Raw genomic sequence first — 26,589 nt, 5'->3', positions numbered from 1 at the left:
CGGGGCGAACTGCTCGGCCGATGCCTTGTAACCGATCTTCAGTCCCATGCCCCCATTAATAGGCCGCGCCGGAAGCGATCCCCATCCCCCGGCCTGACGGTTGGCGGTGCGAACACGCCGCACCAGCGGGTTCGGCATGAGCGTCCAACGAGTCCGTGCAAGGCGGCTGTTGAGACGCTTAGCAAGGTGAGGGATGTCCGGCCGGTTCGGTCCGGTTCTACGGTGGCTGGCGAGTAGCGCGGAATCGGGCCGTACGAGAGAAGTGAGTTTCATGAGCGTGAAACAATCCGAACGGATACTGTCCAACTTTCTCGCCTATCTCGACGGGCTGCGCGAGCGCGGAGCCGTGCACTTCGACGACAAGATCAAGGCGTGGCACGTACTCGATTACCACGACGTCCTGCAGGTGCTGACCGACTCGGCGGCCTTCTCGTCCGACGTCGCCCCGCTGGCTCCCAAGCAGGAAGACTTCGATCTGTTCAAGAAGGGCAACTTCGGGGCGGACGATCCGGTGCACCGGCGGCTGCGCGGCCTGGTCAGCCGCGCGTTCACCCCGAAGATGATCGCCGGACTTGAACCCCGGATCACCGAGGTGACCTTGCAGCTGCTCGACGACGCGGACGCCGGCGGCGACCAGTGGGACCTGATCGAGCAGCTGGGCTACCCGCTGCCGTTCATCGTCATCGCCGAGATGCTCGGCATCCCGGTCAGCGACCGCGCGTTCGTCCGGCGGCTGTCCGACACCTTCTTCGAGGTGCACAACGTCGATCCGGAACAGTCGCTGGATTCCCTCGGGGAGAGCGCGGTGAACAATGTCGCGCCGCTGCTGCGCGAGTTGAACACCCACCTGCTGGAGTTCGTCCGCCGCCGCCGCAAGAACCCGGGCGACGACCTCACCAGCAAGCTTCTGGAGGTCGAGGTCGACGGTGTGCGGCTGGACGACGAGGAGACCGTCGGCTTCCTCGGCCTGCTGCTGCTCGCCGGCCACGTCACCGCGACCTCCACCCTGGGCAACACGGTTCTCGCGTTGCACGAGAACCCCGAGGTGTGGACGCAGCTGCGGGCCGATCCCGCGCTGATTCCGGCCGCGGTCGAGGAGTCGATGCGCTACCGGCCTCCGTTCCCCCGTCTCGGGCGGCAGGCGACGAAGGACGTCGAGATCGGCGGGCAGAAGATCCCGGCCGGCGCCTTCGTCCTGGCGTGGCTGACCACCGCGAACCGCGATGACCGCGTCTTCGCCGACCCGGACCGGTTCGACATCCACCGGGCCCCCAACCCGCACCTGACGTTCGGCAAGGGCATGCACTTCTGCCTCGGCGCGCCGCTGGCGCGGCTCGAGGTGGGGATCGCCCTGCGCCTTCTGATGGAGCGGTACAGCGACATCCGCGTACGCGACGACCTACCGGTCAACCTGCGCAACCCCTGGGCGATGATCGGCGTCAACCAGCTGCCCATCGAGGTCCGCAAGGGCTGACGGACCGAAGCACGGGCCCAGCGGTGGAGCAGCCGAAGTGTGCTGCCCACCTGCTGGGCCTTTTTCTCGTTCAGCGGCCCCCACAGCCCGCGGACGGGCGCCCTTTCAGCGTGGGGTGAACCATGGCCTTGTGACGGAGAAGACCGTCACGGCCGATCCGTTCGAGGTGGTGTCCGGCGAATATCCCGTGCTCTGCAACGGCGAGGGCCAGTTCTCGCTCCGGCCCGGCTTCGCCGATGTGCCCCCAGGCCGGGGCGTGGCCGCCGGCCCCGGCACGCGGCAGGCGTGCCTGGTCCTCATCAGGCAGTGGCGCCGGCCGGTTTCCGGCCGGCCCCGGCGCCACCGTCCAGCTCGGCTCCGGCGATCAGCTGCCGGAGCCGAGCGCCCGCTTGATCAGACTGTCGACGTCCATGATGTCGATGAGCTCGTCGGCGGCCGCCTCCGGCCCGGGGCCCTCGTCCGATGCCCTGGCCCCGCCCGCCTCGGCGTCGGCCAGGCCGAGCAGCGTCTCCAGGACACCGGCCTCCTTGAGGCGCTGGTAGGGCACCGAGGCCAGGATCCGCCGTACGTCCTCCTCGCGGACATCCGCGTCGTCCTCGGCCTCGAGCAGTTCCGAGCGCAGGTATGCGACCACCGCCTGCGGGGTCGGACAGTCGAAGATCAGTGTGGCCGGCAGCCTCAGCCCGGTGGCGGTGATCAGGCTGTTGCGGAAGTTGACGGCCGCCAGCGAGTCGAAACCGGCCTCCTGGAACGCCTGGGCCGCGCCGATCCCGTCGGCACCACCGTGACCGAGGACCATGGACGCCTGGCTGCGCACCAGCCGGAGCAGGATCCGGTCCTGTTCGGCCCCGACCGCGCGCAGCGACGTCATCAGCGACGACGCGCTCTCGGCAAAGTCGTCGGAGGGCTGTGCCGCCTCGATCGCCGCCGCGGCCTCCGGCAGGTCGTCGAAGAGCGGGCTGGTGCGGGCCGACGTGAACGGCACGATGAAGGCGCTCCAGTCCATGTCGGCGATGACCACCGATTCCGTGGCGGCCTGGACCGCCTGGTCCAGCGCGGCTGTCGCCGTGTCGGGTGTCATCGGGATGACGCCGCGCCGCCGGAGCTGGGCCAGCGTCTCCTCGTCCATTCCCGCGCCGCCCGCGGTCAGCGCACCCCAGGCGATCGCCTGCGCCGGGACGCCGTCCGCCCGCAGACGCCGCACCAGCGCGTCGAGGACCGCGTTCGCCGCGCCGTAGGCGGCTTGACCGCCACCGCCCCAGATGCCGGCGATCGAGGAGAAGACGATGAACGCGTCGAGCGGAAGGTCCGCCGTCAGCTCGCTGAGCCAGACCGCGGTGTTCACCTTGGCCCGGAAGACCTCCGTGACCTCCGCGTCACCGGTCTCGTCGATCAAGCTGGTCAGGGACAGGTCGGCGGCGTGGACGACCGCGGTCAACGGGCGGCCCGGAGCGTGGACCAGGCCGGCGAGCGCGTCCCGGTCGGCGTCCGCGCACGACTCGACGACGGTGCCCTTGTCCAGCTTCGCCACCTCGTCGCGCAGTGACTCGACCCGCTCGCCGGGCTCGCGCCCGCTGGTCGTGACCACCAATCGCTCGGCGCCTGCCCGCGCCAGCCACAGCGAGGCGTAGCGTCCGAGGCCCTCCGCACCGCCGGTGACCAGGACCGTCCCGTGCGGCCGCCACTGCCGTTCGCCCCCGGTCCCGGCCGGATGGGGGGCACGCCGCAGGCGCCGGACATGGACGCCGGTCCGTCGGATCGCCACCTGGTCCTCACCGGACACGCCGGTCAGCACGCCGAGCAGGTGCCGGACGGCACGGCCGTCCGGTTCGGCGGGCAGATCGATCAAACCGCCCCACTGGTTCAGGCGTTCGAGCGCGGCCGCCCGGCCGAGTCCCCACACCGCCGCCTGGGCCACGTGGGCCGGCCCGGCGACGGCGTCGCGGACACCGACGCTGACCGCGCCCTGGGTCAGGCACCACAGGGGCGCGGTGGCACCGGCCGCGGCGAGCGCCTGGATCAGGGTCAGGGTGGAGGTGGTGAGCGCCGCGGCATCCGGCCGGTGGCTCTCCATCCGGTCCGGGAGCGCGAGCAGGGACAGGATGCCGGCGATCCCGTCGTCGGTGAGGAAACCGCCCAGCCTGCGGGCGAGTTCGTCCCTGGACAGGCCGGTTTCCACCGCGCAGGGCACGACGTCGAGGCCGTTGGCCCGCAGCTGGTCGAGCAGACCGTCGCGCAAGACGTCCGCGGTCTCCGGCGTGATGACGAGCCAGCGGCCGGCGGGCACGCCCAGGGCCTCGCGCGGGGGCGAGGCCCAGCCGATCGCGTACCGGAGTCGCTCCGAGACCGACCAGTTCTCGCGTGCCTTGCGCCAGTCGGCGAGGGCCGGCAGTACCGCGTCCAGGGCCTGGCTCTGGTGGGCGGACAGTTTGAGCATGGTGGCCAGAGCCGCCGGATCGGCGTCGTCGATGGCGTTCCAGAAGCCGGCATCCGTCGCCCGGCCGGCCGGTTGGTCGTTGTCCGCGGCGGCTTCGGCCAGCCAGAAGTGCTGGCGGTCGAAGGCGTAGGTGGGCAACTCGACCGTGTGCCGGGACGGTTGCGCCGGCAGTGTCGCGCTCCAGTCGAGCGGCACACCGCCGGCGAAGAGCCGCGCGGCCGCGGCGAGGAAGGATGCCGGACCGTCGGCGCCCCGGCGCAGCGTGCCGGAGACGATCGGTCGCCCGGCGCCGCGCAGCGGGCCGTCCGGGTCGTCGATGACGTCGGTCATCGGCTGCACCAGGACCGGATGCCCGCTGACTTCCAGGAACACTCCGAAGCCCTCGGTCAGCAGACTCGCCACGGCCGGGCCGAAGCCGACTGGCCGCCGCAGGTTCTGGTACCAGTAGTCCGCGTCGAGGCAATGGCCGTCATCGACCCAGCCACCGGTCACCGTCGAGTAGAACGGTATGCGCGGAGGCCGGGTGTCGATCCCGCTCAGCGCCGTCGCCAGGACGTCCCTGATGCGTTCGACGTGGTGGGTGTGCGAGGCGTAGTCCACCGGCACCGGGCGGGTCCGTACGCCGTCCCGGGTCAAGGACTCCAGTGCCTCCGCCAACGACTCCTCGTCACCGGCGACGACCACCGAGGACGGGCTGTTCACCACGGCCACCTCGAGCCGGCCGGCCCAGGCCGCCAGCCGGTCGTTGGCCTCGTCCGCGCCGAGCATCACCGACGCCATGCCGCCCCGGCCGGACAGTGTGGTCGCGATCGCCTGGCTGCGCACCGCGACGATGCGGGCGGCGTCGGCCAGCGACAGGACACCGGCGACGCACGCCGCCGCGATCTCCCCCTGGGAATGGCCCACCACCGCGTCGGGCCGCACGCCCAGCGACTCCCAGAGCGCGGCCAGGCCGACCATCATCGCGAAACTCGCCGGCTGGACGACGTCCACGCGGCCGAGGGTCTGTTCGTCCGCCTCGCCGCGCAGGACATCGGTCAGCGACCAGTCCACCCAGGGTCGCAGTGCCCGCGCGCACTCGTCGATCCGTGCCCGGAAGACCGCGGAACCCTCCAGCAGCGTGCGCCCCATGCCCGCCCATTGCGCTCCCTGGCCCGGGAAGACGAGAACCAGTCGGCCGGGTGCTCCGGAGCCGGTCACGCTGCCCGTGGTCAGGTTGGGCGTCACCTCGCCGCGGGCGAGCGCGGCGAGGCCGGTCAGCGCCTCGTCCCGCGAGCCGGCCAGCACGACCGCTCGCTCCGGCAGCGTCGCCCGGCCACGCACCAGCGCGTCCGCCACCGCCGGCAGCGTCGGTTCGCCGCTCTGAGCGGGGCTGTCCAGAAACATTCGCAGCCGGGTGGCCTGCGCGCCGAGTGACCGGGCGCTCTTGGCGGACACCACCAGCGGCACGATGTTCGTCGCGAGCGCCTTCAACGGCTCCGGGTCCTCGGAGGGGGCGGTCGCGGCCTCCTCGGCCGGGGCCTGCTCGAGGATCAGGTGCGCGTTGGTTCCGCTGGCACCGAACGCGGAGACGCCGGCCCGCCGGGGCCGGCCGGTCCGCGGCCACTCCCGCGGCTCGGTCAGCAGGGCGAGGGTGCCTGCCGACCAGTCCACCTGTCCGGTCGGTTCCTCGACATGGATGGTCGGCGGCAGCACACGGTGCCGCAGCGCCTCGACCATCTTGATCACGCCGGCCACACCGGCGGCCGCCTGGGTGTGCCCGATGTTGGATTTCAAGGACCCGAGCCACAGCGGCTGCCCTGCATCCCGGGCCTCCCCGTACGTGGCAAGCAGTGCCCCCGCCTCGATCGGGTCGCCGAGCACCGTGCCGGTCCCGTGGGCCTCCACCGCGTCGACGTCGGCGGGACCTATGCCGGCCGAGGCGAGTGCCCGCCGGATCACCCTTTGCTGGGCCGCCCCGTTCGGCGCGGTCAGCCCGTTGGACACACCGTCGGAGTTGACCGCCGACCCGCGAATCGTGGCCAGCACACGGTGACCGCGCTGCCGGGCCACCGAGAGCCGCTCCAGAAGCACGACGCCGGCGCCCTCGGACCAGCCGGTGCCGTCCGCGGTGGACGAGAACGTCTTGCACCGGCCGTCGGCGGAGAGCCCGCGCTGGCTGGAGAACTCGACGAACGCCTCCGGGCTGGCCATCACCGTGGCCCCGCCCGCCAGCGCCATCGTGCACTCGCCGTGCCGGAGGGCCTGCGCGGCCTGGTGGATGGCGACCAGCGAGGACGAGCACGCGGTGTCCAGGGTCACCGCCGGCCCCTCGAAGCCGAAGACGTACGCGATCCGGCCCGAGGCGACGCTCGGCGACGTGCCGGTCATGACGTATCCACGGACCTCCTCGGGAATCCGGTTCAGCCTGGTCGCGTAGTCGTGGTGCACGATCCCGGTGAACACACCGATCTCTTCGCCCCGGGCGGACAGCGGGTCGATGCCGGCCCGCTCCATGGCCTCCCAGGACGCCTCCAGGAGCAGCCGTTGCTGCGGGTCCATGGCCAGTGCCTCGCGCGGGGAGATCCCGAACAGCCCAGGGTCGAACTGGGCGGCGTCGTAGAGGAAGCCGCCCGATCGGGTGTAGGTGGTCCCGGGGTGCGCGGGATCCGGGTGGTAGAGCCCGTCGGTGTCCCAGCCCCGGTCGGTGGGGAAGCCGGAGATCGCGTCGCGTCGCTCGATGACCAGGCGCCACAGGTCGTCCGGGCTCTCCACGCCGCCGGGCAGCCGCACGCCCATGCCGATGATCGCGATGGGCTCGTCGGGGTCGGCCGGGGACACCGGAGCCCGATCGGTCACCTCGGCCACCTCGCCCGCCACCTCGTCGGCCACGTGCGCCGCGAGGACCTTCGGCGTCGGGTGGTCGAAGACCGCCGTCACGGGCAGGTCGACGCCCGTGAGGTCACGCAGCCGGTTACGCAGCCGTACTCCGCCCAGCGAATCGAAGCCCAGGCTCCTGAACGACTGGTCGTCGTCCATCGCGTCGAGATCGGCCGGCTGATAGCCCAGCACGACCGCCACCGACTCCCGGACCACCTCGAGCGCGGCCCGCCGGCGTTCGTTCCGGGACCGGTTCGCCAACCGGGCGGCGACGCTCTCCTGAACGTCCTCCCGGCCGTCGGCCGGCCCGGCCTCGGCCGCGGGGACCGCGTCCCCGAGCGCCGCCTGGTCGAGCCAGTACCGCCGGCTCTGGAACGCGTAGGTGGGCAGTTCGGTGGCCAGGGCCGAGGCGGACGGCCGGCCGCCGACGCCGCGGGCCAGTCCAGGGCCACGCCGCGGACGTGCAGTTCGCCCAGGGCCGCCATCACGTCGGCGACTTCTGCGCCGTCCGCGCGCAGCGTCGCGATGCAGGACGCCGCCGACAACTCCAGGCTCTCCGACGCCATCGTGGTGAGCGCACCCCCCGGCCCGAGCTCCAGGAAGGTCGTCACGCCCTGATCGCGCAGCGATCTGACCGCATCCCCGAACCGGACCGTGGCCTGCACCTGCTCGACCCAGTAGTCGGCGGTGGCCAATCGCTGTCCGGTGTCCGGCCGGCCGGTGACCGTGGACACGACGGGCACCCGGCCCGGCCGGTAGGTCAGCGACTCGGCGACCTCCCGGAACTCGGCGAGCATCGGTCGCATCAACGGTGAGTGGAAGGCATGACTCCCCGGCAGCCGGAGGGTCTTGTGGCCGAAGCGGCGGCTCGCTCCCGCCACCCACAGCAAGGCTGCTACGGCACCGGACAGCACAAGCGACCGGGCGCTGTTGACCGCCGCGACGGGACGACGTCGGGTGCCTCCCCCAAGTTCCGGTGCCACTTCGGCCTCGCTCGCCGGACAGCGACCATGGCTCCGCCGGCCGGTAGCGCCTGCATCAGCCGGGCCCGCGTGGCGACCAGCTTCCCGCGTCGGCCAGGTCGAGCACCCGCTGACGTGCGCGGCGGTGAATCTCTCGATGTAGTGGCCGACGACCAGGTCCGGGCGCAGTCCCATGACTCGTAGAGCCGATACAGGGCGGTTTCCAGAGCGCACAGGCGGCCTGGGTGTAGATCGTCTGATCGATCAGCCGGCCGTTCCACTGCGCGCCCGGGCGGCGAAGACGACGTCGGACAGCGGCGCGCTGGCATGACCGGCCCAGTGGGTCTCGACGGCGCGGCAGGCGTCGGTGAACGCCCTCGGCGTAAGACCGGGAACCTGGCCGCAGAGTTCCCGGCCCAGCCGGGACACTGGCTGCCCTGTACGGGAAACAGGAAGGCCAGCTGCCGTCGCACGGGGCGCCGCGATGGCGGCGCGGCACCCTGGCAGACCGCGCGATCGCCGACCAACTGTCACGATGCCGAACCACAAGGACCGCACGCTGTCGAGCTGCCGCCGCGCCGGTGGCCAGCGCGAGGGCGATGTCGGCAGGCTCCAGCTCCGGCCGCGATGCCACGAAGTCCGCCAGCCGGCGGCCTGGGCACGCAGCGCGGGGGGTGCGACGGAGGAACGGAACCGGAACGCAGCCCCTCGTACGAGGGCGGTCCAGGGCGGGATCCCCGGTCATCATCTCGTCGGGCGTCATGCTACGGCGCTCTCCTCACCCGGCCCTCTTCCAGGATGACGTGAGCATTGGTCCCGCCGATACGAACGACGACACACCAGGCCCGGCGCGGTGTCCGGCACGAGGCCAGTCGCGGCGTTCGGTGAGCAGCCGGACCGCGCCCGCCGACCAGTCCACGTGGGTCGACGGCCGGTCGACGTGCAGCGTCCTCGGCAGGACGCCGTGCCGCATCGCCATGACCATCTTGATCACGCCCGCGACGCCGGCCGCGGCCTGGGTGTGGCCGATGTTCGACTTCACCGACCCGAGCCAGAGCGGTCGGTCGGCCGGCCGGTCCGGCGTAGGTTCTCCAGCACGCCTGCGCCTCGATCGGGTCGCCGAGCGTGGTCCCGGTGCCGTGGCCCTCGACGGAGTCGACCTCATCGCCCCCGCAGTCCGGCCGCGGCGAGCGCCTTGCGGATCACGCGCTGCTGCGACGGGCCGTTCGGCGCGGTGAGGCCGTTGGAGGCGCCGTCGGAGTTCACCGCCGTTCCGCGGACCAGGGCCAGCACCCGGTGGCCCTGCTCACGGGCCCGGGACAGCGGCTCGACCAGAAGGAGTCCGACCCCCTCCGACCAGCCGGTGCCGTCGGCCGTGTCGGCGAACGCCTTGCAGCGGCCGTCGGGGCGAGCCCCCGCTGCCGGGAGAACTCGATGAAGGTCTCCACCGTGCCCATCCCATCACGCGCCCGCCAGCGCCATCGAGCACTCGCCGTTGCGGATGGCCTGCACGGCCAGGTGCAGGGCTACCAGTGAGGACGAGCAGGCGGTGTCCACGGTGATCGCCGGGCCCTCCAGGCCCAGGTGGTAGGCCACCCTTCCGGACAGGACGCTGCCCGAGCTGCCGGTCAGGCGGAACCCTCGACGCCGGACGCGTGGTGCGTGCGTACGGTCCAGTCATGGCTGTTCACCCCGACGAAGACGCCCACATCCTGGGCGTGCAGGCTGTGCGGGTCGATGCCTGCGCGTTCGAGCAGCTCCCACGAGGTCTCCATGACCAGTCGCTGCTGCGGGTCCATCGCCAACGCCTCTTGCGGGGAGATACCGAAGAAGCCGGCGTCGAAGGCGCCCGGGTCGTCGAGGAAGGCGCCGTGGCGGACGTAGGTGGTGCCGGGGTGGTCCGGGTCGGGATCGAACAGCCGGTCGGTGTCCCAGCCGCGGTCGGTGGGGAACTCGGTGACCGTGTCGGTCTCCGCGGACAGGATCCGCCACAGGTCTTCGGGGCTGTGTACGCCACCGGGGAACCGGCAGGCCATCGCGACGATGGCGATCGGTTCCCCGGCCGTCGCCCTCGGCTCCGCGGCCGTCGCCCTCGGCTGCGCGGTGGCCGGCTGGGCCTGCGCGTCGTCGAGGAGCTTGGCCTGCAGGTGGGCCGCCAGCGACCTCGGTCGCGGAAAGTCGAAGATCATCGAGGGGGGCAGGGACAGCCCGGTCGCGGTGGCGAGCCGGTTGCGCAGTTCGAGCGCGGTGAGCGAGTCGAAGCCCGAGTCCTTGAACGTCCGGTCGAGCCGGATCGCGTCGGTGCTCGCGTGGCCAAGGACGAGGGAGCACTGCCGGCGGATCAGGTCGACCAGGGCGTCGAACTGCTCGGCCGGGGGCAGCGCGCTGATCCGGCCGGAGGGGGAGGCCGGCGCCGCCGGAGCCGGCCGTGCGTTCGTGGTCGCCCGGCCGATCGGCCGTTTGCCCCGGACCAGGCTCCGCAGGAGGGCGGCACCCGCGACTGATCGGCCGCCCGGAGCGCGGCCAGGTCGAACCCGGCGGCGACGAGCGCCGCGTCCGGGCCGTCACCGGCGCGCAGGCACTGGTCGAGCAACGCATCCCGTCGCCGTCCGACAGGGCGACCATGCCGATTGTCCGGTTCCGCCGGTGGTCGGCGTGGCCGAGGTGGCGGGTCAGGCCACTGGCCCGGTCCCAGTAACCCCAGGCGATCGAGACCGCCGCCAGGCCGGCGTGCCGCCGTTCCCGCGCCACGGCGTCCAGTGCCGCGTTGGCCGCGGTGTAGTTTCCCTGCCCCGGGTTGCCGAGCACGCCCGCGGCCGAGGAGTAGAGAACGAAGGCGGCGAGACCGAGGTCAGGGTGAGGTCGTCCAGGTGGCGGGCCGCATCCACCTTCGCCCCGAACACGGCGTCGACGCGGTGCGGGGTCGAGCTCGGTGATGACCGCGTCGTCAGTACCCCGGCGGTGTGCACGACCGCGGTCAGCGGGTGGTTCTCTTCGACCATGGACAGCAGCGCCACCACCTGCTCGCGGTCCGCACACATCGGCGGCCACGAGCCGAACGGTTCGCGCCGAGCCCGACCAGTCTCGTCGTGCAGCGCCGCGGCGCCGTCGGCCTCGGGGCCGCGGCGGCCGGCCAGGATCAGATGGCGGACACCGTGCTCGGTGACGAGGTGCCGCGCGGTCACCGCCGCGAGCGTTCCGTACCACCGGTGATCAGCACGGTGCCGTCGGGATCGAGCGGTCGGGCCTGCGATGACGAAGCGGCCGGGTGCAGCCGGTCGAGCCGTGGCACCTGTGCCCGGCCGTCCCGGAGCCGGAGCTGCGGTTCGCCGCTCAGGGCCGCCGCGATCACAGCATTCGTCGCACCGGCCGCGTCGTCCACCGCCACCAGGACGACCGGCCCGGGTGCTCCGACTGGGCCGACCGCACCAGGCCCCGCACGGCGCTTGGTGACGACGTCTTCCCAGTCCGGCGTGACGATCACCAGTCGGTCGTGTCCCGGCCGGCCGGGCGAGGAACGCCTGTAGCAGTTCGAGTTCCGCGACGACCGCGCCCCGAGGGTCCCCGGCGGAGATGTCGACCTCGTGGATCAGCACGTCGCCGGCGCGCCGACGAGGTCGGTGGCGTCGGTGATGTAGCGGGCGGCAGAGCCGGCCGCCGAGGAGTTTGGCGGTAGCGGGTGGTCGACCCAGTCGATGCGGAAGAGGCCCGCGCAGGAAGCAGCGGGCTGCGCCTGCTCCCGCTGCTCGGTGACCAGTTCAGCCACCTCCAGCACCCGCTGCCCGGCCGGATCCGTCAACTCGATGTGCCAGGCCGGACGGGTCGGCGCGGACGCCGAGCGGACGTCAATCCCGGTGGCTCCGGACGCCAAGCTGGACGCTCGCCAGGTCTTCGGCCGCTTCATTCCGGGGAGACAACGGCGCGGACCGCCGCGTCGAGCAGAGCCGGATGAATGCCGTAGCGGTGCGCGTCGGGCTGCCTCGGCGTCATCGAGCGCGACCTCGGCCGCGGGGCCGAGGGAGAACTCGCCGGGTGGGCCGGCCGACGGTGTCAAGCCGTGCGGTGGCGTGGAGTGTCCATTCCTGAGTCACGGCCGCTCCGGGCGGCCCCGAGTAGACCGTGATCGGCCGCCGGCGAGAAAGCGTCCGGCCGCCCCACGACGATCCGTATGTCGCGGCCCGCCGTGGCGGGGCAGCCGACGGCCGGATCGATGGTCAGCTCCTCGACGACCGGGGCGTCGGCCTCATCCGCTGCCCACAGTGCCAGCTCCACCAGTACCCGCCTCCGGTACCCGGACCGGGGCGCCGTCGGACCCGTCGGGGCCTCGGTGCCGGCCGCACCACGCGAGCGTCGACGCGGACCATCGGCCGGTCGCGACCAGGCCACCGGATTCGGGGAGCCGGACGAGCGCACCGAGCAGCGGGTGGCCGGCGTCGTCCAGGCCCATGCCCGACGCGCCGGCGCTCGGCACCGGACGGCGCCAGAAGTGCTGGCGCTCGAACGGGTACGTCGGCAGGTCGACCCACGCGGCCGGGCGACGTCGTCGGCGAGCAGGCCGCGCCAGTCCACCGGGACGCCGTGGACGAACAGCTCGGCCATCGATCGCACCAGACGGCCGAGCCCGCCGTCGTCCCGGCGCAACGAACGACGACGACCGCTTCCGCGGGCGCGTGGTGTACGGCCTCAGCGACCGGCTGGACCAGCACGGGTGGGGGCTGACCTCGACGAACGCGCCGAATCCCTGCTCCAGCAGGCGGTCGATCGTGGGACCGAAACGGACCTGTTGCCGCAGGTTGCGGTACCAGTAGCCGCCATCCAGCGCTCCGGTGGCCCGGCCCTCGGTCACGGTCGAGTGGAAGGGCACCGTGGGCTCGGCGGGCGACAGATCGGCCAGAGCCACCGCCAGGTGGTCCCGGACGGCCTCGACCTGGTCGCTGTGCGATGCGTAGTCGACTGCCACCCGCCGTACGTCGACACCGGACTCGGCCAGTTCGCTCAACGCGTCCGCCAGCGCCTCCGGGTCACCGGAGAGCACCACCGAGGACGGACCGTTCACCGCGGCGACCTGGACCGGCCGTCCCTTTCCGCCAGCCAGGCCGCCGCGGCGGAGGCGTCGAGGCGCACCGACGCCATGCCTCCTCGGCCGGACAGGGTCCCGGCGATCGCCTGGCTGCGGACCACGACGACCGCATGGCGTCGCGCAGGGAGAGCGCCCCGGCGACGTATGCCGCGGCGATCTCACCCTGCGAGTGGCCCACGACCGCGTCGGGCCGGACTCCCGCCGACGCCCACAGCGCGGCCAGCCCGGCCATCATCGCGAAGCTCGCCACCTGGATGACGTCGACGCGTTCCAGCAGTTCCTGGTCGGCCTCGCCGCGCAGCACGTCGATCAGCGACCAGTCCGCCCATTCGGTCAGCAGCCGAGCGCACTCCTGGACGACCCCGGCGAACGCGGGGGAGGTATCGAGCAGCTCACGGCCCATCCCGGCCCACTGCGCGCCCTGCCCGGGAAAGATCAGCACGACGCCGGACGACGCGTCAGAGGTGGCGCTGTCGCGCACCACGAGGGGACTGGCCTCGTCGCGGGCCAGTGCGCGCAGGCCGGCCAGCGCCTCGTCCCGGGAGCCGGCCAGTACGACCGCGCGCTCGTCCATGGTTGCTCGTCGAGTGGCCAGCGCCACGGCGATGTCGGCCCAGGACGAGTCGTCGGCGGTCTGGATGAGCGGGACGAGCCGGTCCGCCAGCCGGTTGAGCGCCCGCGTTCCGCGGGCCGACAGGACCAGAGGCACGATCCGGGGCGCCGATGGCGCCGGTGGCGCCGGCCGCCGGACGGCCGGCTGCCGGGGTGCTTCCTCCACGATCACGTGGGCGTTCGTTCCGCTCAGGCCGAAGCCGGAGATTCCCGCGCGACGCGGACGGCCGAGGTCCGGCCAGGTCCTGTTCTCCGTCAGCAGCGCGACCGCGCCCGACGACCAGTCGACGCGTGAGGTGGGCTCGTCCACGTTGAGTGTCGCCGGCAGCACACCGTGCCGAAGCGCCTGGATCATCTTGATCACGCCGGCGACACCGGCCGCGGCCTGGGTGTGGCCGACGTTCGATTTGAGCGATCCCAGCCACAGGGGCTGGCCGGCGTCGCGGTCCCGGCCGTAGGTGGCCAGCAACGCCTCGGCCTCGATCGGGTCGCCCAGAACGGTCCGGTCCCGTGCCCCTCCACCGCGTCGATGTCCGCCGGGCCCAGGCCGGCCGACGTCAGTGCCTGCCGGATGACCCGTTGCTGCGCCTCACCACTCGGTGCGGTGAGGCCGTTCGACGCGCCGTCGGAGTTCACCGAGGAGCCGCGCAGCACCGCCAGGATCCGGTGCCCGTTGCGGCGGGCATCGCCGAGGCGTTCCAGGACCAGCATCCCGGCCCCCTCTGCCCACGCGGTGCCGTCGGCGGCCGAGGCATAGGATTTGCACCGGCCGTCAGCGGCCAGTGCGCGCTGCCGGAGAACTCGACGAATGACTGGGGGGTGGCCATCACCGTGGCACCACCGGCCAAGGCCAGGGAGCACTCGCCGCGGCGCAGCGCGTGGGCGGCCAGATGCAGCGCGACCAGTGAGGACGAGCACGCCGTGTCCACGGTGATCGCCGGTCCCCGCAGGCCGAGCAGATAGGAGATCCGGCCCGACGCGACGCTGCCCGCGGTTCCGGTCGTCTGGAAGGCCTCGAGCTCCTCGGGCACCGGACCGCCGGTGCCGTAGCCCTGCTCCATCAGGCCGGCGAAGACCCCGGCGTCGGTGCCCCGCAACGACGACGCGTCGATTCCCGCGTGCTCCAGCGCCTCCCACGCGGTCTCCAGCAGCAGCCGCTGCTGCGGGTCCATCGCGAGTGCCTCGCGCGGGGAGATCCCGAAGAAGTCGGCGTCGAACTCGGCCGCGCCGTCGAGGAACCCGCCCCGGTCGACATACGAGGTCCCGGCCCGGCCCGGGTCGGCGTCGAACAGCCGCTCCAGGTCCCAGCCGCGGTCGGCCGGAAACGGCCCTGACGCATCCCGGCCCTCGCTGACCAGACGCCACAGCTCGTCCGGCCCGGTGATCCCGCCCGGCAGGCGGCAGGCCATCCCGACGATCACCACCGGCTCGTCGGGGTCGGACGGTTTGCCGGCGGCGGGTGTCGGCAGCGGTGTCACCGACCAGTTCGGCGTGCAGGTACGCGGCCAGCGCACGCGGCGTCGGATGGTCGAACACCGCTGCGGTCGGCAGCTTCAGACCGGTCCTGGCCATCAGCCGGGTACGCAGTTCGATGAGTGCGACCGAGTTGTACCCGAGGTCCCGGAACGCCCGGTCCACCGGGACGGCGACGGTGTCGGGCTGGTTGAGCGACGCCGCGGACTCGTCCCGGACCAGGGCCTGGAGCAGCGTGTGCTGCGCGTGCCGGTCCAGGCGGGCCAGTTCTGCCCGCAGAGCGGAGGAGGTGTCCTCGAGTCCGTCCTGGACGAGCGGCTTTGGGAAGAGGGCACGCAGCAGGGCGGGCACGCCGGCCCCCGGCTCCGGCCGGCGCGCACGCAGGGCGAACAACGGCGTCGGGTCCGATGTGGCAAGGAGCGTGTCGAGCGCGAACAGCCCGTCACGCAACCAGGGCGAACCCGGCGTGTCCCGGCCGGTTCGCACCAGGTCAGGACCGAGCCGGCCAGACCGCGCCGTCGGCGGTCGTGGACCACGGCGCCCATCATGGCCGCCGAGACCGCCCGGCCGGGGTCTGCCGCCCCGGTGACCTCGTACGAGTCCGCGATCGTGATGAACGAGGTCCGGGCAAAGTCCGCTGCGGTGCTCAGCTTCGCGGCCAGCTCGGGGTCGCCGTCGGCGAGGATCACCGCGGCGGGGCCCGCCGCGATCGCCGGCTCCCACTCGGCGGCGTCCTCGCCGGCGATCAGCAGCAGCCGCTCGTTCGGGAGGACGGAGGCCAGGTGGCGTGCCACCGCGGCGCCGCGCACGGTGTGCGCACCCGTCAGCACCACGACGCCGTCGGAGCCGGACCATGAATCGCGTATCGACCGGTCCGGGACCGCCTGACGGGTCAGCCGGGCCACCAGGAGCTCGCCGGACCGCAGAGCCCAGCGCGGCTCGTCACGCAGGGTCGCGTACGGCACGGCGTCGACCGGCGATGCGCCGTCCAGGTCGACCAGGATGGCCCGGCTCCCCAGCACCTGGCCCGCCGCGGCCGCCAGCATGGCCTGAGCCGGATCGGCCGGATCGTCCCGCGCCGAGACCGCCACTGCCCGCCGGGTCACGAGGACCAGCTGCCCCGATCCGGCTCGCGCGGCCCACGCCGTCAGCTCCTCGACCAGCTGTTCGATCCCGGCGCGGCGCTCGCCCAGGTGCCCGGCATGTCGGGCGCCAGCAGCACCGTCATCTCGGCGGCGCCGGCCGTGGCCAGATCGGCGTAGCAGGAGGACGAGCCCGCGGCCGCGGCGAGGCCCGCCGCGGCCGAGCCGACGAACGCCCAGGTCGTCGGCGCGGGGCCGGCGGTGCCGCGGGCCGGCGCGGGCACCCACTCCAGGCGCAGCACTCCGTCGTGCACCCCGCTTGCCGTGCATCGCAGTACGGCGGGCTGATCGGCCAGCAGGCGCCGCTGGATCTTCCCCGACGCAGTCCGCGGAACGCCGGCCACCTCATAGACCTCTTCGGGAAGCTTGAACGTGGACAGCTCCCGGCGGCACCGTTCGATCACGGCGTCGGCCTCGACGCCTGACGGGCCGGCGACCACGTAGGCGACGGGCACCTCGCCCAGCACCTCGTGCGGCCGGCCGGCCACGCCGACGTCGGCGATCCCCGGAACGGCGCGGATAACCGCCTCGATCTCCTCCGGATGGACGTTCTCCCCGCCCGGACGATCAGATCGTTGATCCGGCCGCTGATGGTGAAGTACCCGGCGGCGTCCCGGCGGGCGAGGTCACCCGTGCGATACCAGCCGTCCTGGAACGCGGCAGCGGTCGCCTCCGGTTTGTTGTGGTAGCCGGGCGTCACGTTCGGGCCGCGCACCCACACCTCGCCCTCGGCGCCGGCCGGCACGTCGCGGCCGGTCTCCGGGTCGACGATGCGGACATCCACGCCGGGCACCGGAAGCCCGCACGACCCGTCGACGCGGACGCCTCCCGGCGGGTTCATGGTGATCGCCCCGCACGTCTCGGTGCTGCCGTACGCATCGACCAGCGGCACCCCGAACTCCTCGCGGAACGACCGGCACAGCCCTGGGCCGGCGACCGCTCCCCCGACCAGCCCGATCCGCAGGTCCGGCAGGGTGATCCGGCGCTGGCGCCGCGCCTCCAGAAGGTAGTGGTAGGTGGTCGGCACACCCGCCACGAAGGTGGCCCGGGTTTCCCGGGCGGCCTCCAGGAACTCGTCGCCCGAAGGGCTGTCCATGATCCGGGCGGTCGCGCCGACCGCGGTCACCGCCAGCACGCACGCGATGTGGGAGAGGCTGTGGAACAACGGCAGCGGCCACAGCACGCGATCGTCGGCCGACAGCCCGGGGATCGGCACATAGCTCGCCGCCACCGAGTACAAGCAGTTGCGCTGGCTGGACAGCACTCCCTTCGGTTCCCCGGTGGTCCCCGAGGTGTAGAACGTCCATGCCACGTCGTCCAGGCCGAGATCGTCCCGTGCGGGTTCCGCGGGCTCGGTCCTGACGAGTTCCTGGTAGGCGTGGACCGACGCGTGCGCGGGTGCGTCGCCGGTCACCAGCAGCCTGGCGCCGCGGGGCAGGGACGGCGAGCGCAGGAAGCCGGCCACGTGCACGGGGTCGGTGATGACGACGGCCGCCTCGCTGTCGGCCAGGAGATAGTCCAGTTCGAAGTCGGTGGACGCGGGGTTGACCGGCACCCCGATCGGCGTCCGCGCGAAGGATCGCGAGGTAACTCTCCAGCATCTCCACGCTGTTGCGCAGGCAGATCATCACCCGATCGCCGCGCCGCACACCGAGTCCCGCCAGATGCCCGGCCAGCCGCCGGGTCCGCGCCTCCAGATCGGCGTACGTGACCGCCCGCTCCGCGTCCTCGAAGGCGACCTTCCCACCGAAGTTGTCCGCGTGCTCCCGCAACACCAGGGGGAGCGCTCTGATCAGCTCGGCGCGCACGGAATCACGCATCCTCTCGTGGAGCGAAACCTCATCGGGCACCAAAAAGCCTTCTGCCTACATGCGGAGGCTAGGAGCGGCCGTGCCGGCTGGGCATCCCTCAGCCTCGTGGCCTTCGCGGCAGGGTGCGGCTTGTCTGCAGGGTTCCTCCGCCCTCGCAGTTGGGCGTGACGACGTCCGTCTGGTAATGTTCACTCCAGGCCGTGACAGACCCTGTAGGAGGTGAGACCCGTGAATGTTCGTTCGATTACCCGGGTGCTCCCCCTATTGGTCACGGCAGGCGACTGATGTAGATGTCGCGGGAGCGCACAGAGGCACTCCTGGAAGGCGACAGCCATCAACCTTAAGCATCCCACCCCAGACCCCGTGATCACGCGGGTCGCCGAAGACCAGTGGCACGCCAGCGACGGCGACTTGGTTGTCGGCAGTGGCGGACACGGGGCGCAGGCCCGACGGGCGACTGTACATCAGCATCGACGCATGGCACGACACAGCCTTCGACCGGCTGGCCGCCGCCATGCTGGCGGAACTGCCGGCGCCGCTCTACACGCTGGTCGACGCCGACGACGCGGACACGATCTCGAACTGGCGGCGGGCCGGCTTCACCCTCACCGAAGTGAGCGGCAGTACCTGCTGGTGCCCGGCGAAGCGCAGCCCGCCGTGTCGCCCCCGGCGGGGGGTGACGTTGACCGGCGGCGCGGAGGAGTCCCGCGCCGAAGTCGAGGGGGTCGAAGTCGGTGTGATCCGGATTTCGCCGTCGATGCGGGACAACGGGAGGCCGCGGATCGCGCGGATTCGCTCCATCGAGGTCCGCGCCGACCAGCGCCGCCGTGGCATCGGCAGGGCGCTGCTGGTCCACGCGCTGGACGCTCTGCACACTCGCGAGTTCGGTCTCGCGACGATCGACGTCGACGAGACCGACACCGCGACGATCAGCCTGTTGGAAAGCGTCGGAGCCCGCCGTGAGAGCAACACCTGGAGCTGACGTGGCAAAAGTAAATCGAGGTATCGAGGTTGTCGGTACCATCGTCGAGTCCCTGAAAGACGCCAAGTTCTGGGTTGAACTCGAGAACGGTCACAAGGTACTCGCACACATCAGCGGGAAGCTCCGCAAGCACTACATCAAGATCCTGCCGCAGGACACGGTGACGGTCGAGTTGAGCCCGTATGACCTGACCCGTGGCCGGATCACCTTCCGGCACCGGATGTAGCGGCCCGGCGGAACACGCCAAGGCAGGAGCGGTGCTGATCCCCCTCAGGGGGTCCGCACCGCTTCGATGGCCTCCTGGCCGGAAGTCCGCGGTGCACCTTCACCAGTCACGTTGACAGTCTTGCCCGGTGACGCCCGGACTTCCTTGCCTGGCTCATCTGCGGCTGCCTAGCGTTGCGGCCGTGACGATGCATACGGTTCAGTCCACATTGGCCACGGTCCGGCCGGGCGTCCTCGATCCCGGCGCTGCGTCGGCAGCCAGGATCGAGTCCGGCGACGAGGGTTCTCTACCCCGACACCCTGGACCAACTGGCAGAAACCAGCTGCGGTACGGCTCGTCCCCGGCCGACCGTGCGCGGCTGCGCCAGGAGTACCCGGGCTGCCCGTTCCAGATCGTCGGCCCGGTCGAGGTGACCGGTGCCGAACCGGGCGACGTCGTCGAGTGCCGGCTGACGGAACTGCGGCTGAGCGACTGGGGCGGCAACGCCTTCCCCACCCGGGCCGGCGCGCTGCCGTACGACTTCGACGAGCCGTACTTCCACGACTTCCGGTTCGACCGGACCCGCACCCGGGCCGACTACGTTCACGGCATCTCGCTGCCGCTCGACCCGTTCGCCGGCATCATCGCGGTCGAACCGCGGGCGACGAGCAGACAAGCGCGCTGATCGGTGGCGACCACGGCGGCAACCTGGCCCTCCCCGAACTCACCGTGGGCTCCTCGCTGTTCCTCCCGTGGCCAAGCGGGGGCCCGGATCTGGATCGGTGACATTCACGCCCTGCAGGGCGACGGACTGGTCGACCAGACGGCCTGAAGTCCACGGCCGAGCGCTGCGGATGCGGTACGACCTCCACAAGAACGTGGGCCTGACCGGCCGCTGGCCGAGACCGACACGCACTGGATCGGCATCGGACTGGCTGACAGCCTGGAGGCCGCACTGGTCGACTGCCTGCGCGGACGATCAGCTGGTTTCAGCGCGGCGTCCGGCGTCACCCGCGCCGAGGCCCACGCACTGTGCAGCATGGCCGCGAGCTCCGGATCACCCAGTACGCGGACCAGAGCGAGGTCCACCACGTCGATGTCCCCCTGCCGCCCAAGGGCGTGCACGGCCTCCTGCGCAAAGACATCTTCCCGGCCGGCCTGCGTACCCGGGTCGACCGCTGGCTGCGCCCCGCGGCCTGAGCCGTTCAGCCTTCCCGGGCAGGCCGGGGCCGGCTCTTTCGCGGCGACCACGTGCCGTCAATGTGAGGTATGGGGCCCTCGGTGCCGCCGGTTTAGCCTGCGGTTCGTCTCACTCGACCACTGGACATCGCATTGTCTTGGACAGGAAGGCGAAACCGGGTCATGAGTACCACGCATGTGCATTATGTTCAGCAGCTGCTGACTCATTTCGATGCCGATCCGGATCGCCCTGCCATGGTCAGCGGGGGACGTCCCCTTCTCCGCCGGGGAGCTGGCCGACGCCGTTTCGCCGGGCCGCGGCCGCGATGGGCCGCCACGGCGTCGGCCGCGGTGACGTCGTCTGCATCCTGACCGAGCCCAAACACCGCGGCCACACTGATCCTGCGGTGGGCGGCCAACCTGGTGGGGGCGACCGCCGCACATGTGGTGGGATGAATGCGTGGTGCCTGACGACGCGCTGCGCATGGACCTTGCCGCGCGCCATCGTCTCGGATTTGTCAGGCGCCCGGATTGCTGGCGGGTTCGACCGGCCAACGAGGCTACGGGCACGGGAAGCTGCTGGTGAACGCGACCGGTCGGCCGGTCCTGGCCCGTACTGGCGCAGGACAGCCGGACCACGGGGATTTGACAGACGGTCGCGGTGACGGAGTAGGCCCGTGCCCGGACATCACCGACAGCGACCTCGCGGTGATCACCCAGACCAGTGGGGCGAGCGGCCTGCCGAAGGGTGTCTGCTGGCCCTTCGGCGTCAAGAACGACATGGCCGCATCGGCCATCGACCGCAGCAGCCGGACGAACGTCCTGATCACCGCACCGCTCACCCATTCCAGCGGGTTCGCCGCGGACGACACGCTCATCACCGGCGGCATGGTCGTCCTGCATCCCGGCTTCGACGCCGCGGCCGTGCTCCACGCGATCGCGCAGCACCGCATCGGCCGGCTCATCCTCGGCACCCCGCAGGTGTACGCACTGGCCGAGCACCCGGACCGGGCGGCCACCGACCTGTCCAGCCTGACCGAGCTGATCTACACCGGCAGCCCCGGGGCACCGCTCAAGCTGCGCAAGGCCCGGGAAATCTTCGGCCCCGTACTGATCCAGGTCTACGGCACGACCGAGACCGGAGTGCTCACCATGCTCCCCCCCGGCGACCACGACGACCTGCGCGCCTGCTCCAGCGCGGGCCGGCCGGTCAACCCAGAGGCGCTCAGCATCCGGCACCCCGACACCGGCGCGGTACTGCCCGTCGGCGAGGTCGGCGAGGTCTGCGCGGTTCCACGCTGGCCCACGGCCGGCTACTGGCACGAGCCGGCACTCACCGCGGCACTCGTCCGCGACGGCTGGGTGCGCACCGGCGACCTCGGGCACCTCGACACCGACGGCTACCTGCACCTGACCGGCCGGCTCGCGAACATGATGAAGGTCAAGGGAATCCGCATCCACCCCGAGCAGGTGGAGAAGGTGCTCAGGCAGGCCCCGGGCGTGTCCCAGGCCGCCGTATGCGGGGTCGAGGACGCCGACCGGGTGGAGCACATCTACGCCGCCGTCGTGCCCGAGCCCGGCGCCGACCCGGATCCCCGGGAACTGCGCCGTCACGTCGCCGAGGCACTGTCCGACACCTACGTCCCCCGCCTGATCGACATTCGCCGGAAACTGCCGACGACCGGCTGGGACAAACCCGATCGGGTCCGGCTGCGGGCCGACGCCCGCGCCGCACTGACCCGGCCCGCCCCCCAGGCCTGACGCGGCAAGCATCTCCTCGTACCGGTCCGGAGCGTTCTTCCCGGACGTGCGATGCGGTCGCCTCACCACGCGCCCGCCGCTCTGCCCCTCCCCAGGCCCCGGGGCCCTGGTGGCCCGCATCCGCGCGGGCCGGGCCCTGGAGACGGACTGCCGGGCTGACGGAGCCTTACCGCCCGGCGGCCGGGGAGCCACTCGCCCACGGCCCACCTGCGCGGCCGGTGCCGCAGGCCCTGCCCGATACCGGCTCCCGGCACAACAGACCTGCCCCCGGCCCGAGTTCAGCGACCACCCCAGCCGACCGACCAGCGATCCCCAGTACCGTCAACCTGCGTGATGGCGTGCGCTGTCCGGCGTCGGGAAGACTCTCCGGCCATGGACGGCTTCGAACTGCACGACCTCGCGCGCAAGCTGCTGCGGATCGGCGAGGACGCCCTCCCGGACCCCACCGGTGTGCGACAGCTGTCTCCCGGCGTGCGTCACGTCATGACCGACGTGTTCGAACACCCGGACACCTCGGTCACCGAGATCGCCAACCGCACCGGCTTCCCGGCGAGCCACGTGGAGACGAGCGTCGCCACCCTGCGCGACCGGGGTGCGGTCACCACCGCGGCCGCCCCGGACGGACAAACGGTCGTCCGGGCGGCTGCCCGGCACAGGAGCGCCGGCCGAGCCGCCGCGCGGATCGACGAGCAGCTCGCCGCGGCCGCCGGGATCCAAGACCCCGGCCAGGCCAAGGAATTGGTCGAGACACTCGAGCAACTGGCGCGCCGGCTCACCGATGCCCTGTCCCCCGAGCATTTCAACGCGCGGTATGCGGGTACGCCGCCCTGGGAAACCGGCCGTCCGCAACCGGCCCTGCGCGACCTCGCCGAGGCGGGCGCCTTCCGCGGCCGGGTGCTCGACGTCGGGTGCGGCACCGGCGAGGTCGCGCTCATGGCGGCGGCCCTCGGCCTGCCGACGGTCGGCATCGACCCGGCGTCGACGGCGATCGAGATCGCGCGGCGCAAAGCGGAAGAGCGCGGCCTGCAGGCGCGCTTCCTGGTCGGGGACGCACTCGAACTCGGCGCCATGGGCGAGCAGTTCGACACCGTGCTCGACTGCGGCCTGTTCCACGTGTTCAGCGACGCCGAACGAGTCCGCTACGCCGACAGCCTGGCCACCGTGATGCCGCCGGACGCGCGGTTGTTCCTGCTCTGCTTCAGCGACCGCCATCCACCCGATATCGGACCGCGGCGGGTGAGCCAGGACGAAATCCGGGCCACCTTCGCCGACGGCTGGCGGGTCGATTCGATCGAACCCGCGATGCTGGAGAACAACAAATATGTCGACGGAGTGCTGGCCTGGCTGGCCAGTATCACCCGCACCTGACCGCCCTTTTCCCGAGCGCACACCCCCGAAAGGCTGCCACGTGCGCCGAATTCGCAGAATGGGGCGACGGCGAAACACAAATCTGCTGCCAGGTTGAGGGATAGTGGCGTAGGCGCCGAACTCCGTACCGTGAGGCCAATCGACCAGAAGGAGCCGGACACACATGGGTGGCAGCAAGGTGGAGGGCTTCGACGCGCACTACGCCGGAACACCGCTCTGGGACCTCGGCCGCCCCCAGACGGCCCTGCGCGACCTCGCCGAGGCGGGCGCCTTCCGCGGCCGGGTGCTCGACGTCGGGTGCGGCACCGGCGAGGTCGCGCTCATGGCGGCGGCCCTCGGCCTGCCGACGGTCGGCATCGACTCGGCGTCGACGGCGATCGGGATCGCGCGGCGCAAAGCGGAAGAGCGCGGCCTGCCGGCGCGCTTCCTGGTCGGGGACGCACTCAACTCGGCGACTTGGGCGAGCAGTTCGACACCGTGCTCGACTGCGCCCTGTTCCACGCGTTCAGCGAGACCGAACGCGTCCGCTACGCCGGCAGCCTGGCCACCGTGATGCCGCCGGACGCGCGGTTGTTCCTGCTCTGCATCAGCGACCGCCATCACCCCGGCAGCGGACCGCGACGGGAGAGCCAGGGCGGGATCCGCGCCAGGCGGGTGAGCCAGGACGAAATCCGGGCCACCTTCGCCGACGGCTGGCGGGTCGATTCGATCGAACCCGCGACATTGGAGAACAACAGAGACATCGACGGGGCACCGGGCTGGCTGGCCGCGATCACCCGCACCTGACCACCCTTCCCCGAGCGAATCCCCCTGAAAGGCCTCCCGTCGCGCCGAATTCATGGAACAGGGCGACGGCGAATTCCGAATCGGCTGCCAGGTCGAAGAGCCGTGGCGTAGGCATCGGACTCCGTACCGTGAGGCCAATCAACCAGAAGGAGTCAGGCAGAAATGAGTCCGCGACCGAGGCCGACCTTTCCGGATTGGCCGCAATTCGATGACACCGAACGCCGAGCTCTTGATCGTGCGCTGTCCCAGGGCCAGTGGTGGCGCATGGGTGGCAGCGAGGTGGACAGCTTCGAGCGGGAGTTCGCCGGATACCACGGTGCCCACCACGCCCTCGCCGTCACCAACGGCACGCACGCGCTGGAGCTCGCCCTGCAGGTGCTGGGTGCGGGACCGGGCACCGAAGTGATCGTGCCGGCGTTCACCTTCATCTCCTCGTCCCAGGCCGCTCAGCGGATCGGGGCCGTCGCCGTGCCGGTGGACGTCGATCCGGAGACCTACAACATCGACGCGACCGCCACCGCCGAGGCGATCACACCGCGGACCCGGGTGATCATGCCGGTGCACATGGCGGGTCTCATGGCCGACATGGACGCACTGGACAAGCTCGCCTCCGATGCCGGCGTCCGGATCCTTCAGGACGCGGCCCACGCGCACGGTGCCCGGTGGCGGGGCAAGCGCGTGGGCGAGCTGGGCTCGATCGCGGCGTTCAGCTTCCAGAACGGCAAGCTGATGACCGCGGGCGAGGGCGGCGCGGTGCTGTTCTTGGACCCGGACGACTACGAGAAGGCATTCCTGCATCACTCCTGCGGCCGGCCGCGCACCGACCGCAACTATCACCACCAGGTGGCCGGCACCAACATGCGGATGAACGAGTTCTCGGCCGCCGTCCTGCGCGCTCAGCTGGGCCGCCTCGACGGCCAGATCGAGCTGCGCGAGCAGCGGTGGCGGTTGCTGTCGCAGCTCTTGGCCCAGATCCCCGGCGTCCGGCCGCAGGGCGGTGATGCGCGGGCCGACCGGAATCCGCACTACATGGCGATGTTCCGGCTTCCCGGCTGGTCGGAGGAGCGTCGCAACCTCCTCGTCGATCGCCTGGTCGACGCGGGGATCCCGGCGTTCGCGGGCTTCCGCGCCATCTACCGCACCGCGGCGTTCTGGGAGACCGGCGCACCCGAGGAGTCCGTCGACGCGGTCGCCAAGCGGTGCCCCAACGCCGACGCGATCAGCCAGGACTGCGTCTGGCTGCACCACCGCACCCTGCTCGCGTCGGAGCAGGCTCTCACCGACACCGCCGCCATCGTGGCCGACCAGGTGGCCGCCGGATGAGGATCCGCACCGTACTGGTCGGGTTCGGGTGGTCCGGCCGAGAGATCTGGCTTCCTCGTCTGATGGCAAACGGTGACTACGAGGTAGTGGCCGCGGTCGATCCGGATCCGGCCAGGCGGGAGGCGTTCACCGCGGCGACCGGCCGTCCGGCCTTCGGCGACGTCGACGCGCTGCGGGCCGAGGACGCCGACCTCGCGTTGGTCGCCTCGCCCAACCACCTGCACGCGGCGCTCGCGCGACGTCTTCTCACCCGAGGTCTCGCCACCTTCGTGGAGAAGCCGGTCTGCCTCTCGAGCGCGGAGGCGGACAGGCTGGCCGCGGCCGAGCGGGCAGGCGGCGTCCCGTTGCTGGCCGGAAGTGCGTGCCGATACCGCGCGGACGTGCGGGCACTGGCCGGTCTGGCCGGCGAGCTCGGCCACCTGCGCCACATCGACCTGGTGTGGGAACGGGCCTGCGGAGTGCCCCGGTCCCAGGGCTGGTTCACCAGCCGGGCGGAGGCAGGCGGCGGGGTGCTGTTCGACCTCGGATGGCATCTGCTCGATGTCCTGGAGACCGTCGCCGGGCCGTTGGCGTTCGTTCAGGCCGCCGCGTCCACCTCGTACGACCACGTCAACGACCCGCGCTGGACGGCGGCCTGGCGGCATGATCAGCCGGTGCCGGAACTCGACGCGGACGTCGAGGACACCGTGCGCGGCTTCCTGGTCACCGGCAGCGGTCTGTCGGTGGGCCTTCGCGCCAGCTGGGCCACGCACGCGGCGAGCCATGACGTCACCGAGATCCGGATCGAGGGGAGTGACGACACCGCGATGCTCCGGTCCACCTTCGGCTTCAGCCCCAATCGCGAGCCGCGGCCGCGGCTCAGCGTCGTCCGGCGGGGCCGGACGAGCGAGATCACGGTCCCGACCGAGCCGATCGGCGCCGAGTACTCCCGTCAGCTCGACGACATCAGGGACCACCTCGCCGATCCGTCGGCGTGCGGATCCGCGATCGCGGGCGTGCGGCGGATCGTCGGCACGATCGAGGCGCTGTACGCGGCCTCGGCGACACCGCTGCTGCCCGCCGGGCCGGTCATGACCGCGGCGGCGACCTGATGGCGAGCGTACCGGTGCGCAGTGTGGTGATCTTCGACCTCGAC

General features: G+C 71.9%; 23 protein-coding genes and 8 pseudogenes. 12 read left to right on the top strand and 19 right to left on the bottom strand.

Annotated features, from left to right (window positions below; genetic code table 11):
• Positions 1 to 271 precede the first annotated feature (271 nt).
• Together Srubr_RS39960 and Srubr_RS41765 are read left to right on the top strand one after the other, a co-directional pair.
• The gene (locus Srubr_RS39960) at positions 272 to 1,474 is read left to right on the top strand and encodes a cytochrome P450 (RefSeq protein ID WP_230426644.1); all 1,203 of its coding nucleotides are present in this window, start codon (positions 272 to 274) and stop codon (positions 1,472 to 1,474) included.
• 37 nt (positions 1,475 to 1,511) lie between these two features.
• A pseudogene (locus Srubr_RS41765) lies at positions 1,512 to 1,766 on the top strand (MbtH family NRPS accessory protein); the annotation flags it as partial.
• 72 nt (positions 1,767 to 1,838) lie between these two features.
• Here Srubr_RS41765 and Srubr_RS39950 read toward each other — a convergent pair.
• The 19 genes and pseudogenes from Srubr_RS39950 to Srubr_RS42165 form a co-directional block, all read right to left on the bottom strand.
• Complete coding sequence (locus Srubr_RS39950; RefSeq protein ID WP_230426682.1) at positions 1,839 to 7,031, bottom strand: type I polyketide synthase; 5,193 nt, start codon at positions 7,029 to 7,031, stop codon at positions 1,839 to 1,841.
• A 197-nt stretch (positions 7,032 to 7,228) separates the two neighbouring features.
• Positions 7,229 to 7,927: pseudogene (locus tag Srubr_RS42185) on the bottom strand (acyltransferase domain-containing protein); the annotation flags it as partial.
• A 69-nt stretch (positions 7,928 to 7,996) separates the two neighbouring features.
• Positions 7,997 to 8,161, bottom strand: coding sequence for a hypothetical protein (locus tag Srubr_RS39945; protein WP_203855117.1), 165 nt, complete (start codon positions 8,159 to 8,161; stop codon positions 7,997 to 7,999).
• Between the two features lie 349 nt (positions 8,162 to 8,510).
• On the bottom strand, positions 8,511 to 8,774 hold the full coding sequence (locus Srubr_RS41540; RefSeq protein WP_268987389.1) for a beta-ketoacyl-[acyl-carrier-protein] synthase family protein: 264 nt from the start codon (positions 8,772 to 8,774) through the stop codon (positions 8,511 to 8,513).
• Positions 8,775 to 8,893: 119 nt separating this feature from the next.
• Positions 8,894 to 8,998 (bottom strand): hypothetical protein, encoded by a 105-nt coding sequence (locus tag Srubr_RS41535; protein ID WP_268987391.1) that lies wholly within the window; start codon positions 8,996 to 8,998, stop codon positions 8,894 to 8,896.
• A gap of 105 nt (positions 8,999 to 9,103) precedes the next feature.
• Positions 9,104 to 9,328 (bottom strand): annotated as a pseudogene (locus tag Srubr_RS41530) (beta-ketoacyl synthase N-terminal-like domain-containing protein); the annotation flags it as partial.
• A 32-nt stretch (positions 9,329 to 9,360) separates the two neighbouring features.
• The gene (locus Srubr_RS41525) at positions 9,361 to 9,921 is read right to left on the bottom strand and encodes a polyketide synthase (RefSeq protein WP_268987388.1); all 561 of its coding nucleotides are present in this window, start codon (positions 9,919 to 9,921) and stop codon (positions 9,361 to 9,363) included.
• A gap of 15 nt (positions 9,922 to 9,936) precedes the next feature.
• A pseudogene (locus Srubr_RS41520) lies at positions 9,937 to 10,026 on the bottom strand (acyl carrier protein); the annotation flags it as partial.
• A gap of 454 nt (positions 10,027 to 10,480) precedes the next feature.
• Positions 10,481 to 10,540 (bottom strand): annotated as a pseudogene (locus tag Srubr_RS42260) (hypothetical protein); the annotation flags it as partial.
• Positions 10,541 to 10,644: 104 nt separating this feature from the next.
• Positions 10,645 to 10,917 (bottom strand): annotated as a pseudogene (locus tag Srubr_RS41510) (KR domain-containing protein); the annotation flags it as partial.
• Positions 10,914 to 11,216 (bottom strand): hypothetical protein, encoded by a 303-nt coding sequence (locus Srubr_RS39930; protein ID WP_203855115.1) that lies wholly within the window; start codon positions 11,214 to 11,216, stop codon positions 10,914 to 10,916. The pseudogene Srubr_RS41510 and the gene Srubr_RS39930, both read right to left, overlap by 4 nt.
• A 105-nt stretch (positions 11,217 to 11,321) precedes the next feature.
• Positions 11,322 to 11,636, bottom strand: coding sequence for a hypothetical protein (locus tag Srubr_RS39925; protein WP_203855114.1), 315 nt, complete (start codon positions 11,634 to 11,636; stop codon positions 11,322 to 11,324).
• Positions 11,637 to 11,975: 339 nt separating this feature from the next.
• Positions 11,976 to 12,788 (bottom strand): acyltransferase domain-containing protein, encoded by an 813-nt coding sequence (locus Srubr_RS41505; protein ID WP_203855113.1) that lies wholly within the window; start codon positions 12,786 to 12,788, stop codon positions 11,976 to 11,978.
• A complete protein-coding gene (locus Srubr_RS42175; protein ID WP_373319238.1) occupies positions 12,754 to 13,893 on the bottom strand; it encodes an acyltransferase domain-containing protein in 1,140 nt (379 codons plus the stop codon). Before Srubr_RS42175 ends, Srubr_RS41505 begins: the two co-directional genes overlap by 35 nt.
• Before the next feature lie 163 nt (positions 13,894 to 14,056).
• On the bottom strand, positions 14,057 to 14,938 hold the full coding sequence (locus tag Srubr_RS42170) for a beta-ketoacyl synthase N-terminal-like domain-containing protein (RefSeq protein WP_373319237.1): 882 nt from the start codon (positions 14,936 to 14,938) through the stop codon (positions 14,057 to 14,059).
• Between the two features lie 40 nt (positions 14,939 to 14,978).
• Positions 14,979 to 15,752: pseudogene (locus Srubr_RS39910) on the bottom strand (acyl carrier protein); the annotation flags it as partial.
• A gap of 292 nt (positions 15,753 to 16,044) precedes the next feature.
• On the bottom strand, positions 16,045 to 16,527 hold the full coding sequence (locus Srubr_RS39905; protein ID WP_230426681.1) for an AMP-binding enzyme: 483 nt from the start codon (positions 16,525 to 16,527) through the stop codon (positions 16,045 to 16,047).
• On the bottom strand, positions 16,440 to 17,594 hold the full coding sequence (locus Srubr_RS39900; protein WP_203855111.1) for a long-chain fatty acid--CoA ligase: 1,155 nt from the start codon (positions 17,592 to 17,594) through the stop codon (positions 16,440 to 16,442). Before Srubr_RS39900 ends, Srubr_RS39905 begins: the two co-directional genes overlap by 88 nt.
• A 19-nt stretch (positions 17,595 to 17,613) precedes the next feature.
• Positions 17,614 to 17,859: pseudogene (locus Srubr_RS42165) on the bottom strand (AMP-binding protein); the annotation flags it as partial.
• Positions 17,860 to 18,274: 415 nt separating this feature from the next.
• Between Srubr_RS42165 and Srubr_RS39890 the strand changes: the two are divergent.
• From Srubr_RS39890 to Srubr_RS39850, 10 genes are all read left to right on the top strand, one after another.
• Positions 18,275 to 18,832 (top strand): GNAT family N-acetyltransferase, encoded by a 558-nt coding sequence (locus Srubr_RS39890; RefSeq protein WP_308445543.1) that lies wholly within the window; start codon positions 18,275 to 18,277, stop codon positions 18,830 to 18,832.
• A gap of 1 nt (position 18,833) precedes the next feature.
• A complete protein-coding gene (gene infA / locus Srubr_RS39885) occupies positions 18,834 to 19,058 on the top strand; it encodes a translation initiation factor IF-1 (RefSeq protein WP_189999831.1) in 225 nt (74 codons plus the stop codon).
• A gap of 181 nt (positions 19,059 to 19,239) precedes the next feature.
• Entirely contained in the window at positions 19,240 to 19,722 is a 483-nt protein-coding gene (locus tag Srubr_RS39880) for an acetamidase/formamidase family protein (RefSeq protein WP_203855110.1), read from the top strand.
• Positions 19,723 to 20,069: 347 nt separating this feature from the next.
• Positions 20,070 to 20,237, top strand: coding sequence for a hypothetical protein (locus Srubr_RS39875; protein WP_203855109.1), 168 nt, complete (start codon positions 20,070 to 20,072; stop codon positions 20,235 to 20,237).
• A 624-nt stretch (positions 20,238 to 20,861) separates the two neighbouring features.
• Entirely contained in the window at positions 20,862 to 21,977 is a 1,116-nt protein-coding gene (locus tag Srubr_RS39870; RefSeq protein ID WP_203855108.1) for an ANL family adenylate-forming protein, read from the top strand.
• A 372-nt stretch (positions 21,978 to 22,349) separates the two neighbouring features.
• Positions 22,350 to 23,345: a methyltransferase domain-containing protein gene (locus Srubr_RS39865; RefSeq protein ID WP_229927024.1), complete on the top strand. Its 996-nt coding sequence runs from the start codon at positions 22,350 to 22,352 to the stop codon at positions 23,343 to 23,345.
• Between the two features lie 163 nt (positions 23,346 to 23,508).
• The gene (locus Srubr_RS41225) at positions 23,509 to 23,898 is read left to right on the top strand and encodes a class I SAM-dependent methyltransferase (protein ID WP_229927023.1); all 390 of its coding nucleotides are present in this window, start codon (positions 23,509 to 23,511) and stop codon (positions 23,896 to 23,898) included.
• Positions 23,802 to 24,131: a TPMT family class I SAM-dependent methyltransferase gene (locus tag Srubr_RS41220; protein WP_229927022.1), complete on the top strand. Its 330-nt coding sequence runs from the start codon at positions 23,802 to 23,804 to the stop codon at positions 24,129 to 24,131. The genes Srubr_RS41225 and Srubr_RS41220 overlap by 97 nt, the downstream gene beginning before the upstream one ends.
• Before the next feature lie 162 nt (positions 24,132 to 24,293).
• Complete coding sequence (locus Srubr_RS39855; RefSeq protein ID WP_189999876.1) at positions 24,294 to 25,454, top strand: DegT/DnrJ/EryC1/StrS family aminotransferase; 1,161 nt, start codon at positions 24,294 to 24,296, stop codon at positions 25,452 to 25,454.
• Entirely contained in the window at positions 25,451 to 26,545 is a 1,095-nt protein-coding gene (locus Srubr_RS39850) for a Gfo/Idh/MocA family protein (RefSeq protein ID WP_189999875.1), read from the top strand. The genes Srubr_RS39855 and Srubr_RS39850 overlap by 4 nt, the downstream gene beginning before the upstream one ends.
• Positions 26,546 to 26,589: the final 44 nt, after the last annotated feature.

Source organism: Streptomyces rubradiris, from assembly GCF_016860525.1.
Lineage (GTDB): Bacteria > Actinomycetota > Actinomycetes > Streptomycetales > Streptomycetaceae > Streptomyces > Streptomyces rubradiris.
The sequence above is the reverse complement of the archived record's forward strand: the minus strand, read 5'-3'. Positions and strand labels throughout refer to the sequence as shown.

Coding starts and splice junctions, on each gene's coding strand:
- Srubr_RS39960 (WP_230426644.1), top strand. CDS start 272: ATGAGCGTGAAACAATCCGAACGGATACTGTCCAACTTTCTCGCCTAT.
- Srubr_RS41525 (WP_268987388.1), bottom strand. CDS start 9,921: ATGATCTTCGACTTTCCGCGACCGAGGTCGCTGGCGGCCCACCTGCAG.
- Srubr_RS39925 (WP_203855114.1), bottom strand. CDS start 11,636: ATGAAGCGGCCGAAGACCTGGCGAGCGTCCAGCTTGGCGTCCGGAGCC.
- Srubr_RS39865 (WP_229927024.1), top strand. CDS start 22,350: ATGGACGGCTTCGAACTGCACGACCTCGCGCGCAAGCTGCTGCGGATC.
- Srubr_RS41225 (WP_229927023.1), top strand. CDS start 23,509: ATGGGTGGCAGCAAGGTGGAGGGCTTCGACGCGCACTACGCCGGAACA.
- Srubr_RS39855 (WP_189999876.1), top strand. CDS start 24,294: ATGAGTCCGCGACCGAGGCCGACCTTTCCGGATTGGCCGCAATTCGAT.
- Srubr_RS39850 (WP_189999875.1), top strand. CDS start 25,451: ATGAGGATCCGCACCGTACTGGTCGGGTTCGGGTGGTCCGGCCGAGAG.